Origin of the sequence: Novosphingobium resinovorum, from assembly GCF_036352595.1 — a bacterium.
Taxonomy (GTDB): domain Bacteria; phylum Pseudomonadota; class Alphaproteobacteria; order Sphingomonadales; family Sphingomonadaceae; genus Novosphingobium; species Novosphingobium resinovorum_B.
Genome location: NZ_JAZFAX010000017.1, coordinates 24,573 through 40,199 on the forward strand (window position 1 = coordinate 24,573; position 15,627 = coordinate 40,199).

The 15,627-nt window shown below is 68.2% G+C and carries 17 protein-coding genes; 6 read left to right on the forward strand and 11 right to left on the reverse strand.

From position 1 onward, the window contains the following. Positions 1-37: 37 nt before the first annotated feature. From V2S85_RS16025 to V2S85_RS16035, 3 genes are read left to right on the forward strand one after another with little or no spacing between them, the layout of a single operon-like run. A complete protein-coding gene (locus V2S85_RS16025; RefSeq protein WP_330703849.1) occupies positions 38-925 on the forward strand; it encodes a neutral zinc metallopeptidase in 888 nt (295 codons plus the stop codon). Positions 926-981: 56 nt separating this feature from the next. Further along, complete coding sequence (locus V2S85_RS16030) at positions 982-1,626, forward strand: hypothetical protein (RefSeq protein ID WP_330703850.1); 645 nt, start codon at positions 982-984, stop codon at positions 1,624-1,626. A gap of 18 nt (positions 1,627-1,644) precedes the next feature. Then, positions 1,645-2,415: a hypothetical protein gene (locus tag V2S85_RS16035; RefSeq protein WP_330703851.1), complete on the forward strand. Its 771-nt coding sequence runs from the start codon at positions 1,645-1,647 to the stop codon at positions 2,413-2,415. A 17-nt stretch (positions 2,416-2,432) separates the two neighbouring features. Here V2S85_RS16035 and V2S85_RS16040 read toward each other — a convergent pair whose 3' ends face one another. The 6 genes from V2S85_RS16040 to sdhC form a co-directional block, all read right to left on the reverse strand. Continuing rightward, complete coding sequence (locus V2S85_RS16040) at positions 2,433-4,169, reverse strand: M56 family metallopeptidase (protein WP_330703852.1); 1,737 nt, start codon at positions 4,167-4,169, stop codon at positions 2,433-2,435. Beyond that, on the reverse strand, positions 4,166-4,564 hold the full coding sequence (locus tag V2S85_RS16045; RefSeq protein ID WP_330703853.1) for a BlaI/MecI/CopY family transcriptional regulator: 399 nt from the start codon (positions 4,562-4,564) through the stop codon (positions 4,166-4,168). The genes V2S85_RS16040 and V2S85_RS16045 overlap by 4 nt, the downstream gene beginning before the upstream one ends. Positions 4,565-4,620: 56 nt before the next feature. Further along, a complete protein-coding gene (locus tag V2S85_RS16050; protein WP_330703854.1) occupies positions 4,621-5,208 on the reverse strand; it encodes a DUF308 domain-containing protein in 588 nt (195 codons plus the stop codon). Positions 5,209-5,446: 238 nt separating this feature from the next. Further along, on the reverse strand, positions 5,447-7,255 hold the full coding sequence (gene sdhA / locus V2S85_RS16055) for a succinate dehydrogenase flavoprotein subunit (protein WP_330703855.1): 1,809 nt from the start codon (positions 7,253-7,255) through the stop codon (positions 5,447-5,449). Beyond that, entirely contained in the window at positions 7,255-7,641 is a 387-nt protein-coding gene (sdhD, locus tag V2S85_RS16060) for a succinate dehydrogenase, hydrophobic membrane anchor protein (RefSeq protein WP_008831298.1), read from the reverse strand. The genes sdhA and sdhD overlap by 1 nt, the downstream gene beginning before the upstream one ends. A gap of 12 nt (positions 7,642-7,653) precedes the next feature. After that, complete coding sequence (sdhC, locus tag V2S85_RS16065; protein WP_330703856.1) at positions 7,654-8,049, reverse strand: succinate dehydrogenase, cytochrome b556 subunit; 396 nt, start codon at positions 8,047-8,049, stop codon at positions 7,654-7,656. A gap of 150 nt (positions 8,050-8,199) precedes the next feature. Here sdhC and bla point away from each other — a divergent pair, with 150 nt between their 5' ends. Then, positions 8,200-9,096, forward strand: a complete 897-nt coding sequence (gene bla / locus V2S85_RS16070) for a subclass B3 metallo-beta-lactamase (protein WP_330703857.1) — start codon at positions 8,200-8,202, stop codon at positions 9,094-9,096. Beyond that, entirely contained in the window at positions 9,093-9,995 is a 903-nt protein-coding gene (locus V2S85_RS16075) for a 50S ribosomal protein L11 methyltransferase (protein WP_330703858.1), read from the forward strand. The genes bla and V2S85_RS16075 overlap by 4 nt, the downstream gene beginning before the upstream one ends. A gap of 157 nt (positions 9,996-10,152) precedes the next feature. On the opposite strand, the gene V2S85_RS16080 is transcribed toward V2S85_RS16075, so the two are convergent. Beyond that, positions 10,153-10,443, reverse strand: a complete 291-nt coding sequence (locus V2S85_RS16080) for a PilZ domain-containing protein (RefSeq protein ID WP_330703859.1) — start codon at positions 10,441-10,443, stop codon at positions 10,153-10,155. Between the two features lie 220 nt (positions 10,444-10,663). Between V2S85_RS16080 and V2S85_RS16085 the strand changes: the two genes are divergently transcribed. Further along, a complete protein-coding gene (locus V2S85_RS16085) occupies positions 10,664-10,966 on the forward strand; it encodes a DUF1153 domain-containing protein (protein ID WP_330703860.1) in 303 nt (100 codons plus the stop codon). A 96-nt stretch (positions 10,967-11,062) separates the two neighbouring features. Here the strand turns inward: V2S85_RS16085 and ligA are convergent, their stop codons facing one another. From ligA to recN, 4 genes are read right to left on the reverse strand one after another with little or no spacing between them, the layout of a single operon-like run. Next, on the reverse strand, positions 11,063-13,288 hold the full coding sequence (gene ligA, locus V2S85_RS16090) for an NAD-dependent DNA ligase LigA (RefSeq protein WP_330703861.1): 2,226 nt from the start codon (positions 13,286-13,288) through the stop codon (positions 11,063-11,065). Beyond that, on the reverse strand, positions 13,285-13,542 hold the full coding sequence (locus tag V2S85_RS16095; protein ID WP_330703862.1) for a type II toxin-antitoxin system RelE/ParE family toxin: 258 nt from the start codon (positions 13,540-13,542) through the stop codon (positions 13,285-13,287). The genes ligA and V2S85_RS16095 overlap by 4 nt, the downstream gene beginning before the upstream one ends. Positions 13,543-13,576: 34 nt before the next feature. Continuing rightward, positions 13,577-13,876 (reverse strand): type II toxin-antitoxin system Phd/YefM family antitoxin, encoded by a 300-nt coding sequence (locus V2S85_RS16100; protein ID WP_330703863.1) that lies wholly within the window; start codon positions 13,874-13,876, stop codon positions 13,577-13,579. Between the two features lie 42 nt (positions 13,877-13,918). Then, positions 13,919-15,583, reverse strand: a complete 1,665-nt coding sequence (gene recN / locus V2S85_RS16105; protein WP_330703864.1) for a DNA repair protein RecN — start codon at positions 15,581-15,583, stop codon at positions 13,919-13,921. Between the last annotated feature and the right edge of the window lie 44 nt (positions 15,584-15,627).

A 15,627-nucleotide genomic window follows, 5' to 3' on the forward strand; every position in this document is an offset into this window, starting at 1 on the left:
TGCTCGGCAAAGACCAACAGCCAAGGACAGGACACCGATGCGGCTAGACGACTACGATCCCGACGCCATTCGCGTGACCGAAGGAGGCCGCGGCAGTGGCGGGTTTCCGCTCGGCGGCGGCGGCAAGCTGGGATGCGGAACGCTGGCGATCGTGCTGATCGGCGCGCTCGTCTTCGGGGTCGATCCCGGCCAGATGCTCGGCACGATCGAGAACGTCCAGCAGCAACAGGCCCCCACGCAGTCGCAGCAGGGGCAGGCGCAGCAGGGGCAACGCACGGCGGCGCAGATCTGCAGCGACAATGCCTATTCGCAGGAATCGTGCCGCGCGCTCGCCTCGCTCGACAAGACCTGGCAGCCGCTGTTCGCGAAGGCGAACATTCCCTTCGAGCAGCCGGTGCTGCACTTCTACACCGGCGGCACCCAGAGCGGCTGCGGCGCCGCGCAAAGCGCCATGGGCCCGTTCTACTGCCCGGCCGACCAGGGCATCTACATCGACGTCAGCTTCTACGACCAGCTCGATCGGCAACTCGGCGCCAAGGGCGACTTCGCGCGCAACTATGTGATGGCCCATGAGTACGGGCATCATATCCAGCACCTCGTCGGACTGGACCAGAAGGTGCGGCAGGCGCAGCGGCAGAACCCGCGACAGGAGAATGCTCTGCAGGTACGCATGGAACTGCAGGCGGACTGCTACGCCGGTGTCTGGGCCGGAAAGAACCGCGACCGCATCGAGCCGGGCGACCTCGAGGAAGGCATGACCGCCGCCAGCGCCATCGGCGACGACACCCTGATGAAGAACGCCGGTCAGGCGGTCAGCCCCGAAAGCTTCACCCATGGTTCCAGCGCCGAGCGGATGCGCTGGCTCAAGCGCGGCCTCGACAGCGGGAACGAGGACGCATGTGACACGTTCTCTTCCTCAGGATGACATAATGGGGCGCGAGCGGTTTGGCGGCCGCCGCACCGGAACAGAGGACAAGGGACATGAACGGCAAGTGGCTGGGTGCGATCGTCATGGCGGGGCTGGTTGCCACCCCGGCCCTGGCGCGACAGGACGAGAAGCCGATCACCTCACGCGATCCGGACGCGGTGGACGTCGCCAAGACCCCGATGACCGACCTCAACGTCGGCCGCGACGGTGAAATTCCGCCGCTGTTGATCGAGGCCACGGCCGCTCCCTATTCGCTCGCCCGCCTCGGCAAGTGCCGCCAGATCGCCGGCGCGATCCAGGAACTGGACGAAGTGCTCGGCCCCGACATCGACCTTCCCGCCGCCGAACGCGACCGCATCAGCGCCGGCCGCGTCGGCAAGTGGGTGGTCGCCTCCTTCATTCCCTTCCGCGGCCTGATCCGCGAGGTTTCCGGAGCCAACGCGCAGGACCGCAAGGTCAATGCCGCGATCCAGGCAGGCCTGACCCGTCGCGGTTTCCTCAAGGGCGTGGGCGAGGCCAAGGGCTGCCGCTATCCCGCATCTCCCGCCCCGGCCAGCGTGATCCAGGCCCACGCCGCCGCGCTGGAACAGGAAAAGGCGGAAAAAGCCGACAAGAAGAAGGCCAAGGGCGCGAAGGACGACAAGGAACTGGCCTTCAAGAGCGAGCCTGACGCCCGCCAGCCCGCGCCGAAAGACTGATGCATAGGGGCTGATCCCATGCGATCTTCAAACCTTGTCCTCCCCGCATTGGGCGCATTGTCGCTGCTGCTGACCGGCTGCGGAAGCGATACCCCGGCCGAGACCGAGAGCAGCGAGGCGATAGCCCCCGGCGAGGGCGCCAGTTCGCCGGAAGATCCCGCATCGAGCGCCCCTGCACCAGGAATTCCGGCGAGCCCCTCGGCCGTCGTCGGCATGGGCGATACGTCCGGCCCCATTTCCTGCGCGGCGGAGATCGGCGAAGCCGCTGCGGCCCGGCTGGCGGCACAATGCCGGGCCGTATCCCCGGCGACCCGCCCTCCGTGCCATGTCGCCAACTCCTGCGCGATGATCCGCAACGAAGTCGCCCGCAGCTGCGCGATCCTGGCGGAGGACGCCGCCCGGACGCCCGAATGCGGCGGCATAGACCCCATCGGCCAGGCCGCCGCCGCCGACATGGTGGAACGCTACTACGCCGCCATCAACGCGCGCGACTATGCTTCGGCGTGGTCGCTATGGGGCCCGGACGGCGGCGCCGGCGGCAAGACCCTTTCGACCTTCACGCAAGGCTTCGCCGAGACCCGCCGCGTCCATGTCGAGATCGGCAAGGTCTCCGAAGTCGAGGGCGGAGCCGGCTCGCTCTACGTGACGGTGCCGGTCACCATCGACGCCGAACTGGCGGGCGGCGCCCGCCAGCATTTCACCGGCAGCTATGACCTGCGCCAGATCAACCGAGGCATGGGCGTATCGCAAGGCTGGCACATCATGTCGGCCAAGCTGCGCCCGCAATGACGATGTGAGGTCAGGCCTCAGTTCCCGCCGGCCTCGCGGCGGGCATCGGCGATCTCGCCATCGAGATCGGCGAGGATGTCCGCGCGCACCCCGGCGTCGAGCGCGCGATTGGCAGCGATGGAAGCGCGCGCGGTACGCAGCGCCTCCAGGGCGGCGAACCTGGCGGCCTTGGGCTCGCCGGTGCAGACCACCACCACCGCCTTGGAGCCATTGCCCTCGCTGCGCGCTTCGCGGCGGCGGGTGTCGGCGGGGCAGCCTTCATCGAGCACCATGGTCTGGTCGGCAACGCCCTGCCCGTCCTGGCGGACGATACGGATGGTGCGGCGCTTGCCGTCTGCCGAGACGCTCTCCTCCACCCGAGGCGCGCGCGCCCTGGCTTCGGCGGCCATGCGGCGGGCATCGGCGGCGCGGCGCTGGCCTTCGCGGGCCTGCTCCTCGCCATCGCGGATCACGGTCGTGCTGATCGAGACCCGAGACGAAACGGAAGACGACGTCGGAGCGGGAGGAGCAGGAGGTACGGGCGGCGCCGGAGGCGCAATCGCTTCGGGCCCGGCCGGATACGCAGCGAGAGCGGGCAGTGCCGGCGGCTCGGGAGCTTCGGGCGGTTCCGGGGCTTCGTCGCCCTCGACCTGCGGCGGCGCGGGCGGCAGGGGAGCGCGCGCCGCGTGGGGGGGCCGCGCCGCACTCGCCGGCACGGCATCCGCGTGCGGATCGGCCCAGGCATCGGTCTGGTCGGCTTCCAGTTCGTCCATCGCAGCGTAGCTGACGGTAGCGGTGGCAGGCACCGCGACGATAGCCAGCGCGAAGAGACTGCGGCCGAGCAGACGGCGCGCCGGCGTCACGTCGCGCGCGCCGAGGGCCTTCAGACGCTGGATGATCGGCTTCTCGCCCGAGAGCGGCCCGGCCATCGGCGCGGCCAGCCCCAGCCGCGTGCCGCCGGCCATCGAGGCGATCAGCCGGCCATAGCGCGCCCGCTCCGCCCGGCTGCGACCGGCCATGACGCGGGCGTCGCAGAACGCCTCCTGGTCCGCCCGAACGGCGCGCCATCCGGCCCAGCCGACGGGATTGAACCAGTGCAGCGCGAACAGCGGCTGCATCGCGATCAGCGCCAACAGGTCGCTGCCCGCATGATGCTCCATCTCGTGCGCGATGGCGAAGTCGGAGGTTTCGGAGTCGGCTTCGGCGAGGAACCCGCGCGGCAGGGCCACGACCTTGTCGAACACCCCGAAGGCCAGCGGCGCGGTGATCGCCGGGGTCTCGACGATGCGCACGGTGGCGGAATGGGCGACGAGGCGCGCACCGCGCAGCAGGTCGCGCCGCATCCAGCGGTACGTGACCGTGCGCCAGGCCAGGAACAGCACCGCCCCGCCCAGCCATACGCACAGCGCCACACTCATCCACGGCACTTGCGCGAGCAGACCCGGTTCGACCGGCGCGGTAACGGCAGGCACGACTTGCGGCAGCGTCACGATCGCATCCGCGAGCGGCGCCACGGCCGGCGCCGCCGTCTCGACCGGCACGCCCGCCGCAGCGGCGGTGACCGGCTCGACCCCGAACCGGAGGTTCGAAAGCAGCCCATGCGGCAGGAAGCGCGGCAGAGCGAGCGGCGGCAGCACCAGCCGGATCATCGGCAGCGCCCAGAGCGCATAAGCCGCGCCCGGGCCGAACCAGCGCGCCACGGGGCGACGGACGAGCAGTACCAGCGCCATCAGCGCACCGGTTGCCAGCAGCGTATCGGTAAGCCACTCGGTCATGACTTCAGCTCCTTCAGCAGGGCTTCGATCTCGGCGATGTCATCTTCGGTGAGTTGTTCGCTTTGCGCCAGATGCGCGAAGAGCGGCGCCGCACGGCCGCCGAACAGGCGGTCCACCAGACGGCGGCTCTCCGCACCGACATAGGCGATGCGTTCGATACGCGGGGAATAGAGGAAGCGCTTGCCGTCGGGCTCCGTCTCGACCGCCTGCTTGGCGACGAGGCGCGACAGCAGCGTCTTGACCGTCGCGAGGCTCCAGCCGCGCAGACCGCACACTTCCTCGCAGACTTCCTGGGCGGTGAGCGGGGAGCGCTGCCACAGCGCCTCCATCACCGCATGCTCGGCCTCCGAAATCCGGTCAGGCTGTTCAGGGGACTCCGACACCCATCTCTCCATCGTCTACACACGTAATCGACTACGTCTGTAAACATGAACGCCGGGTGAATGTCAACTCAGCTGCGCTTGAGGAGCAGCGCTAGCTGGATCAGGAACACCGCGCGCACCGTCAGGCTGATCGCGACCACGATCGCCAGGAAGGCGAGGCCCGTCGCGGGGCTCGCGAACAGCAGCACGAGGCCCAGCACGACGTCGAGCACGCCCAGCAGCAGGCGCCAGCCCTTGTCGTGCCGGGCCTTGAGCGCGAAGGCGATCTGGAAGCCGCCGGAGATCACCAGCCACAGCCCGATCGCGATCACCAGCGACAAGGCGCCGGCCACCGGGTCGGCCACGGCGAAGATGCCGGCGAGCAGCGCCAGGGCGCCGAGCAGGATTTCTGTCCACCGAGCGCGACTCGACAGCGAGGTCCAGCCCGCTGCGATCGCCGCCACGCCCGCGACGATCAGGATGACGCCGAGGATCAACCCGGTCGCCACACCCGCCACCAGTGGATTGAGCAGCACGATCAGCGCGGCGAGAATCAGCAGCACGCCGTAGCCCATCACCCAGCCCCAGGTGCTGCCGGGTGCGCGCTCCATCTCGCGCACGAGAGGGTCGCGTTCCACGTTGGGCTCGAGCAGGGGATCGACGTCGGTGCGTTGCATGAGGGTTCCTTCCACCCCCAGCAATGCACGGCAAGCCGCCCGGTTCCTCCCCGAGCTTGTCTCGGGGAGGTGGCAGCCCGTCAGGGCTGACGGAGGGGGAATTGTTTGATCCCTTCCCCCTCCACCACCGACTTCGTCGGCGGTCCCCCTCCCCGAGCAAGCTCGGGGAGGAATAGAAAAAGGGCGGCGCAGCCTTGCCGCTGCGCCGCCCTCCTCTCGTTTTCAGCTTGCGCCGATATCAGTACACGCGAGCCTTGGGCTTGATGTACTCGACGTCGTCGGTCAGCGTGAATTCGTGCACCGGGCGATAGTCGATGCGGACTTCGCCGCCCTTGCCGCCCCAGCCGTTGAACCAGGTCGCGGTGTGCTTCATCCACTCCGCGTCGTTGCGGTTCGGGAAGTCCTCGTGCGCGTGGGCGCCGCGGCTTTCCTGACGGTTCTGCGCGCCGTGCAGGGTCACGGTGGCCTGCGAGATCAGGTTGTCCAGTTCCAGCGTCTCCACCAGGTCCGAATTCCAGATCAGGCCGCGATCGGTGACCTTGATGTCGTTCATCTTCTGATAGGTCGCGGCGAGCTTTTCCTTGCCCTCGACCATCAGTTCGTCGGTGCGGAACACCGCCGCGTGAAGCGACATCGTGCGCTGCATCTCGGTGCGGATTTCCGCCGTCGAGGACGAGCCGTTGGCATTGCGGAAGTGGTCGAGGCGGGTGAGCGCCAGATCGGCCGAATCCTTGGGCAGTTCCGCCTGCGTGCCGTTCGGCGTCAGGTTTTCCTTGAGGTACAGGCCGGTCGCGCGGCCGAACACCACGAGGTCGATCAGCGAGTTCGAGCCCAGACGGTTGGCGCCGTGAACCGAGACGCAAGCCGCCTCGCCCACCGCGAACAGGCCCGGAACCACGGTTTCGGGATCGCCGTCGGGGCCGATGGTCATCACGCGGCCGTTATAGTCGCACGGGATGCCGCCCATGTTGTAGTGGACGGTCGGAACGACCGGCAGCGGCTGGCGGGTAAGGTCCACGCCCGCGAAGATCTTGCCGCTCTCGGTGATGCCCGGCAGACGCTCGCCCAGCACCTTGGGATCGATGTGATCGAGGTGCAGGTAGATGTGGTCCTTGTGCGGGCCAACGCCGCGACCTTCGCGGATTTCCATCGCCATCGAGCGCGACACGACGTCACGGCTGGCGAGATCCTTGGCCGAGGGAGCGTAGCGCTCCATGAAGCGCTCGCCCTCGGAGTTGGTCAGGTAGCCGCCCTCGCCGCGTGCGCCCTCGGTGATGAGAACGCCGGCGCCGTAGATGCCGGTCGGGTGGAACTGGACGAATTCCATGTCCTGCAGCGGCAGGCCCGCGCGCAGCACCATGCCGCCGCCGTCGCCGGTGCAGGTGTGGGCCGAAGTCGCGGTGAAGTACGAACGGCCGTAGCCGCCGGTCGCGAGCACGACGGCCTGCGAGCGGAAGCGGTGGATCGTGCCGTCATCCATGCACAGCGCGATCACGCCGACGCACTTGCCGCCGTCCATGATGAGGTCGATCGCGAAGTATTCGATGAAGAAGTCCGCGTCGTACTTCAGCGACTGCTGGTACAGCGCGTGGAGCATGGCGTGGCCGGTACGGTCGGCGGCGGCGCAAGTGCGCTGCACCGGCGGGCCTTCGCCCATGTTCTGCATGTGGCCGCCGAACGGACGCTGGTAGATCGTGCCGTCCGCGTTGCGGCTGAAGGGCACGCCTGCGTGCTCCAGCTCGTACACGGCTGCGGGAGCTTCGCGCACCATGTATTCGATGGCGTCCTGGTCGCCCAGCCAGTCCGACCCCTTGACGGTGTCGTACATGTGCCAGGTCCAGTGGTCCGGCGTGTTGTTCTTGAGCGACGCGGCGATGCCGCCCTGCGCCGCTACGGTGTGCGAGCGGGTGGGGAACACCTTGGTGATGCACGCGGTCTTCAGGCCGGCTTCGGCCGAGCCCATCGTGGCGCGCAGGCCCGAGCCGCCGGCGCCGACGACGACGGTGTCGTAGGTGTGGTCGATGATCTTGTAGGCAGGCGCGGACATCAGGCGTGTGCTCCCAGCGCGATACGGACGATGCAGAACACGCCGAACGCGATCCCGCCGCAAGCGGCAAGGTTCAGCGCGGCGATGGCGGCGAACTTGTTGGCGTGGTCGTGCAGATAGTCCTCGACCAGCACCTGCAGGCCGAGGCGCGCGTGCCAGAAGGTCGTGACGACCAGCAGGATCATCATCACGGCCGGGACCGGGCGTGCGATCCATTCGACGATGGTGCCGTAGGAATAGTCCGGCAGCAGCACCAGCGAGACGATCAGGAACAGCACCGAGATCAGGTTGCCGATCGCGGTGAAGCGCTGCAGCAGCCAGTGGTGGACGCCGCCCTTTGCCGAGCCGAGGCCGCGCACGCGGCCGATGGAGGTTCCGTTACCCATTGTTCGTTACCCTCAGCGAAGCAGCAGGAGCGCCCAGAAGGCGGCAGTGAAGACAACGCCCAGGATCGGGCACAGGATCGACCACAGACGGTTGGCGTTCAGCTCGAAGCCGGCGCCCACGTCGAGGAAGAAGTGGCGCACGCCGCTCGCCATGTGGCTGAAGAAGGCCCACGAGATGCCCACGAGCACCAGGTAGCCGATCGGAGTCGTCATCGCCCACGCGAAGGTCGCATAGGAGGCCGGGCCTCCGGCGAGCGCGCCCAGCCACCACAGCAGCACGGCGAGGCCGGCGAATGCCATGCCGTCGCCGGTGACGCGGTGGAGGATCGACACGAACATGTGCGGGCCCCACTTCCAGATCTGGAGGTGCGGCGAGAGCGGACGGTTCTTGGTCCCGGCATTTGCCATGGCGCTTACGAATCCCCTTGCCTGCGGCAGTGTCATGAACTGCCCTATTGCATGCCCCCTTAGACAAATCGCCGCATGGTGCAAGTTCTGCGGCGCAACATCGACGCGGTGGACTGGCCTATCGCATAGGTGGGCCGTAAAGCAGCGCGCATGAGTCGCATCCCGATGGCCATCGCGCTGGCTTCCCTATGGGCCGTTTCCCCTGTCGCCGCTCACGCAGCGAAAGGGCGCACGCAGACACCTGCCGCGCTCGCCAAAGCCTGCGCGGGCAAGGACGAATGGGCGGACCCTGCCCCGCCCGCGCGCCTTTTCGCCAATACCTGGTACGTTGGAACTTGCGGCATTTCCGCCTTGCTGGTGACGGGTGAGGACGGTCATGTCCTCGTCGACGGAGGCGTCGCCGAAGCCGCACCGCTGGTTCTCGCCAACATCCGCCGCGCCGGGTTCGATCTTAAGGACGTGCGCTGGATCGTGGCCAGCCACGAACACTTCGACCACGTCGGCGCTCTCGCCGCGCTGCAGCAGGCCACGGGTGCAAAAGTTGCAGCCCTGCCGACGCAAAAAGCGGCGCTCGAAACCGGCAAGCCGGGCGCCGACGACCCGCAGTTCGCCGGTTTGACGCCGATCGCGCCGGTTCGCGTTGACCGGACGCTGAACGACGGCGACAGCGTGGTCGTCGGCAAGCTGGTGCTCACCGCGCATGCCACTCCGGTCCATGCACCGGGCTCGACGAGCTGGACCTGGCAGAGCTGCACTGCGGCATTCAACTGCAAGATGATCGCCTATGCCGACAGTTCCTCGACGATCTCGTCGGACGGCTACCGCTTCACCGACCACCCGGCGCGCGTCGCGGCGATCCGCAAGGGCCTGCCGGTGATGGCCGCCCTGCCCTGCGACATCCTGCTCACCCCGCATCCCGGCCAGAGCGCAATGATGGAGCGCTTCGCCGGACAGAAGCCGCTCGCCGACCCCAATGCCTGCCGCGCTTATGCGAAAGCCGCCGAAGGGCGCCTCGAACAGCGTCTCTCTAAGGAAACCGCCAAGTGAGCTGGAAAGTCACCGTCTTCGCCCCGCGCCCGGTCATCGAGGCCGCGCTTATCGCGCACGAGGACGCCTGGGACTGGGACCACGAAGTCGTGCTCTCCGGCCGCGAGGTCGCCGAGGACCAGCCGGAGGACTGGGTGCTCGAAGCCTGGCTCGACCGCAAGCCGGGCCGGGCCGACAAGGCCGCCATCACCGCCCTGTTCGCCGACACCAAGCCCAAGCTGATCGTCGAGGAACTGCCCGAGACCGACTGGCTGGTCGCCAGCCAGGAAGGGCTGGAACCGATCCGCGCGGGCCGCTTCCACGTCCATACCCCCGATCACCCGGCCGTTGACGAGCCCGGCGTGTTCGACTTCGCGATCCCCGCCAGCCAGGCCTTCGGCACCGGTCACCATGCCACCACCGCCGGTTGCCTGGCGATGCTGACGCACATGAAGGCGCAGGGCCTTGTCGTGCGCAACTGCGCCGACATCGGCACCGGCACCGGCCTGCTCGCCTTCGCCGCGCTCTCGCTCTGGCCGCGCACGCTGGCGACCGCGAGCGACATCGACGCCGTCTGCGTCAACGTGGTCGAGGATAATGCGCAGGCCAACGGCGTGACCATGGGCGCCCGGCGCGGCGAACTGGTGATGACCGTGGCGGACGGCATGGCCCATCCGGTGCTGGAGGCGCGCGGGCCCTATGACCTGATCTTGGCGAACATCCTCGCCGGTCCGCTCGTCCACCTTGCGCCCGATTTCGGCAAGGCGCTGATCCCGGGCGGGCACCTGCTGCTTGCGGGCCTGCTGGAGACGCAGGAGGCCGCCGTGCGCGCCGCCTGCCGCAAGGCGGGCCTGCGCCTCGCCGCGCGCATGGTCAACGGCGACTGGTCGATCCTGTGGATGCGCAAGCGGCGGGGCTAAGGCAACCGTCATCCCGGCGCATGCCGGGATCGCGGGCAAATCTTGAGGCGACAGCTTTCGTCAGGGTGGCCGCAAGAAAGGCCGCGCCTAAAGACCGCCCACGGTCCCGGCATGCGCCGGGATGACGTACCGCCCTCAGGCCGCCCTCAGGCCGCCCTCAGGACAAGTACAAATCCAGCCCCTGCACCACCCGGCTGCGGCGGACCATGGCGCTTTGCGCATCGCGTGAAATCGGACGGTCGAAGGCGAAGCCGACGCGGTCCTTCACCACCCAGCGCACCGTACCCAGCACCGGCGGATACCCTTCCAGCGCGAAGCTGAGGCGCTGCCCCTGCTCGATCGGACTACGCTCGACCACGAACTGACACCCGTCCGCTGAGACGTGCCGCGCCAGCGCCGATGCATATGCGGAATGCTTGCGTCGGGTCGGCACGTCAAATCCCTCCATTTCGGATTATTCCTTCAATACCGAATGGTAATTAACGCTGGTAAACGGCCTGTAAATATTTCCATCGAGATCAGGATGAATTTTTACACAGCTATTGCAATGACTTGCGGAAAATACAGTTAATATGCGTTAACCAACCACGATGGGTTCAATTTAACACTTATCCGGGAGAATCCGTAACTGACAGGGGGTTGGCAATTAGCATTTCACGAGGCCAACCATGGAAGACATCAAAACCGACCGCCCGGCGGTCATCACCGGCCCGCTCGGCGAGCCGATGAGCATCGAAAGCCTGCCGCCGCCCAACACCTCTCGCTGGGTCGTGCGCAGGAAGGCTGAAGTGGTTGCGGCAGTCAACGGCGGACTGCTGACGATCGCGGAAGCCTGCGAACGCTACGACCTCACGCTCGAGGAGCTTGCCTCGTGGCAGCGTTCGATCGAACGCGAGGGCATGGCCGGCCTGCGCGCCACGCGGGTCCAGCATTACCGCCAGGTGCATGAGCGCCGCGGTCGTTTCAGCTGAGCTTCACGCGCCGCGGCAACCCCCTGCCCGCGGCGCATGATACTCTCTTGATGCGGCTGCCCCCTCCCCGAAGCGGGAGGGGACGGGCATCTTCCTTCAGCCCGCCGCCTTCACGATCTCGGCCCATTCCTCTTCGCTGAGCACGCGAATTCCCAGTTCGGCCGCCTTCTTCAACTTCGAGCCCGCCCCCGGTCCCGCGACCAGAATGTCCGTCTTGGGCGAAACCGAACCGGCCGCCTTGGCGCCCAGCCGCTCGGCCTGTGCCTTGGCCTCGTCGCGGCTCATCGTCTCCAGCTTGCCGGTGAACACCACGGTCTTGCCCGAGACCTTGCTGGCCTTCGTCTCGACGATGTAGGGCGGCGGCGAGACTTCGCGCAGCAGGTCGTCCCAGACCGCGCGGTTGTGCTCCTCGTGAAAGAAGGCGATGAGCGACATCGTCACTTCCGGCCCGACCCCGGAGACGCCGATGGCCCCGGCCATCTCGTTCGCCAGCTTGCGTGACAGACGCAGGCGAAGATCTTCGTCGCCGCCCTCCACCGCCGCGGCGATCTGCTGGTCGATCTCGACCTGCCTGGCATCGCGGAGATCGGACAGTTCCTGCACGGCCACCCGCAAGTCCGGCAGCGTCGCGAAGCGCTTCATGAGGTCGCGTGCCGTCACCGCGCCGACATGGCGGATGCCCAACCCGAACAGCAGCCGCGCCGCATCCGGCTGGCGCTTGCTTTCCACAGCCGCCAACAGGTTATCCACAGACTTGTCCTTCCAGCCCTCGAGCGCCAGGATCTCCTCGCGGCGCTTCCTCAGGCGGAAGATGTCGGCGGGGCTTTCCAGCCAGCCCTGGGCAAAGAACTCGTCGATCGTCTTCTCGCCCAGCCCCTCGATGTCGAGCGCGGCGCGGCTGACGAAGTGCTTGAGCCGCTCGGTGCGCTGCGCCGGGCAGATCAGCCCGCCGGTGCACCGCACATCCACCTCGCCCTCGGCCGCGACCGCCTCGGACTGGCATTCAGGGCAATGGTCGGGGAACGCGTAAGGCTCGCGCGCCTCCTCGCGGGTGAGGTTCTCGACGACTTGCGGGATCACGTCGCCCGCGCGCTGAAGCACCACGCGGTCACCCGGACGCACGCCGAGCCGCGCGATCTCGTCGCGGTTGTGGAGCGTCACGTTGGTCACCGTCACGCCGCCGACCAGCACCGGCTTCAGGCGCCCCACCGGCGTCAGCTTGCCGGTGCGCCCGACCTGGATGTCGATCGATTCAAGCACGGTCTCGGCGCGTTCGGCCGGGAACTTGTGCGCCAGGGCCCAGCGCGGCGCCTTGGCGACGAAGCCGAGCCGCTGCTGCCAGTCGAGCCGGTCGACCTTGTAGACCACCCCGTCGATCTCGAAATCCAGTCCGGCACGCCCGTCGCGAATGGCGCGGTAGGCGGCCAGCATCTCGTCGAGCGAATGGCACTGCCGGAACTGCGGCGAGACCGGCAGGCCCCATGCCTCGATGCGGCGCACGACCTCGTGCTGGCTCTCGCCCGGCACATGGCTCGCCGCGCCCCAGCCGTGCGCCCAGAAGCGCAAGGGGCGCTTCGCGGTGACCGAGGCATCCTTCTGGCGCAGCGATCCGGCGGCGGCATTGCGCGGATTGGCGAACTGGCGGACCTTGCCGTCGTCGAACGCCTCGCCCTTGCTCTCGGCCAGAGCGCGCGCCTCGTCCATCAACTGCGTGTTGAGCGCCAGGAACGCGGCCTTCTCCATGTAGACTTCGCCGCGCACCTCGAAGACCTCGGGGATATCCTCGCCCTTCAGTTCCTGCACGATGTCAGGGATATGCGCGACGTTGGCGGTGACGTCCTCGCCCACCTGACCGTCACCGCGGGTGGCGGCGCGCACCAGCCTGCCGTGCTCGTAGCGCAGCGAGCAGGACAGGCCGTCGATCTTGTCCTCGGCCGTCATCACCAGCGGCTCGTCGGCAGAGAGCGAGAGGAACCGCCGCACGCGTGCGAGGAACTCAGCCACTTCCTCGTCGGTGAAGGCGTTGTCGAGGCTCATCATGCGAACCTCGTGCGCCACCTTGCCCAGCGACGAGGCGGCGATTTCGTGGCCGACCTTGTTGCTCGGGCTGTCGGGCCGGACCAGATGCGGGAACGCCGCCTCCAGTTCGGCATTGCGCCGCACCAGCGCGTCGTACTCGGCGTCGGAAATATCCGGCGCGTCCTCGGCGTGGTAGAGGCGGTTGGCGCGGTTGATCTGGCGCGCCAGACGCATCAGTTCGTTGGCGGCAGCGGCTTCGTTGGGGGTTTCGGAAGGAAGGTCGTCGGGATGCATTTCAGTCATTCGTCATCTGCTTGGCGAAGGCGATTCATGGCGACCGTGTAGACATCGTCCTTTGCCGAGTCTCGCTTGCAGGCCGCAACGATGAGGATAACCAGCCGCGCGTCGATCACCTGGTAGATGACGCGGTAGCCCGCAGCGCGCAGCTTGATCTTGTAGCAATCGTCACCCCCCCGAAGCCGGGCGGCAGGAATGCGCGGCTGCTCCAGCAGCGTGTCGAGCTTTCGAACCGCCTGTCGCTTGATGTCCGGCGCCATCCTGTCCCACTCCCTGCGCGCCGACGGCAGGATTTCAATCGAGTAGGTCACGCAAGGCAACCGGCGTGGCTTCGTCCAGTTCGCCCATCCGCTCTTCCACGAGCGCGGCATCCAGCGCATCTTCATGCAGGCGCTGGAGATATTCCCATACCTCGGGCGAGACCATGTAGGCGACCGGCCGATTGCGGTTGAGCACCGCCACCGCACGCTCCTGCGCCTCCGCCACCACGGCGGCGGGGTTGGCCTTGAGATTGCTGATGCTCACGCAGGCATCCGCGAGCACTTCGGCGATGACCGGCGGGGCCGTGACCGGAGGTTTGAGCGGCGCGTTCATGACCTGAATTTAGGTCATCGAACAGGTCTCGTCAATCGAGGCTCACGCCCGTACCAGCAGCCGGTCCGCCTGCGCCCGCGCCTCGTCGGTCACTTGCGCGCCGGAGAGCATGCGGGCGATCTCCTCCTTGCGTTCGGCGGCCGAGAGCGGCGTGACCGACGTGCGCGTCACCGTGCCCTGGCTCGACTTGGCGATCATGTAGTGCCGGTCCCCGCGCGCGGCGACCTGGGGCGAGTGCGTCACCGCCAGCAGTTGCCCGCTGGAGGCAAGGCGCGAGAGGCGCTCGCCGATGGCATCGGCCACCGCGCCGCCGACGCCGCGGTCGATCTCGTCGAAGATCACCGTCGCCGCGCCGCCCTCTTCCGCCAGCGCCACCTTCAGGGCGAGGATGAAGCGCGAGAGTTCGCCGCCGCTGGCGATCTTGCCGAGCGGCGCGAAGTCGGAGCCGGGGTTGGTGCTGATGAGGAATTCGACCGCATCCGTGCCGGTCGCGCCCCAGCGCTCCTCGGGCAGGCGCACCACCGAGGTGCGGAATCGCGCCGCGTCCAGCTTGAGCGGCGCCAGTTCGGAAGCCACCGCCGCGTCGAGCTTCTTCGCCGCCGCGCGCCGCAGGTCGTGGAGCGCACCCGCCTTCTCGCGGTAGACCAGCGCCGCCTTCTGCGCCGCCTTCTCCAGATCGGCGATGTGCTCGTTGCCGCCCTCGATATCGTCGAGCGCGGCGCGCATCTCGGTCATCCTGGCGGGGAGGTCGTCGACCTGGCAGCCCTGCTTGCGGGCGGCGGCGCGCAGATCGAACAGGCGGGTTTCGATGCGGTCGAGTTCGGCGGGGTCGAAGGCCAGGGCCTCGGCCGCCTTGTCGAGCTTGTCCTCGGCCTCGCTAGCCTCGATCACCGCGCGGTCGAGGGCGGCCAGCGCTTCCTCCAGCAGTTCGTGCTCGCCGGCGATGCGGTCAAGCCGGCGCGAGGCGGTGCGCAATTGCGCCAGCGCCGAATCGGACCCGGTCCACAAGTGCTGCAGAGCCGAGAGATCGTCGGCCAGCTTCTCGCCCTTCTGCATCTGCGCGCGGGCGTCGGCGAGTTCCTGCTCCTCGCCCTCGACCGGCGCGAGCGCGGTCAGTTCGGCAAGGTGCGCGAGCAGCAGATCCTGGTCCTCGGCCGCACGGGCCACGCGTTCGCGCGCGAGGTCGAGCGCGTCCTGGCCTGCGCGCCATTCCCGCCACGCAGCCTCCACGCCGGCCACCTCGCCCCCGGCGAAACGGTCGAGCAGCGCGCGGTGTCCGCGCGCGTTGACGAGGCCGCGATCGTCGTGCTGGCCATGGATCTCGACCAGCGCCGGCGCGATCTCCCGCAGCAGCGCGACGCCGACCGGCTGGTCGTTGAGGAACGCCTTGGAGCCGCCATCCGCCTTCAACTGGCGCTTGAGGATCAGCGGCTCGCCCGGCTCGATCTCCAGCCCGGCATCGTCGATCACGGCAAGCACCGAGGCGGGCAGCGCCGAAACGTCGAAGCTGGCGGTGACGCTGGCGCGGTCCTCACCGCCGCGCACCAGCCCGCTGTCCGCGCGGTTGCCGAGCACGAGGCCCAGCGCGTCGAGCAGGATCGACTTGCCCGCGCCCGTCTCGCCCGTCAGGACGCCCAGGCCACGCGCGAAATCGAGGTCGAGCGCCTCGATCAGGACGATGTTGCGGATGGAAAGCCGGCTCAGCATGTTCGCGAAGCGTTCTAGCCGATGGCGAAGCCGCCGTCACCCCG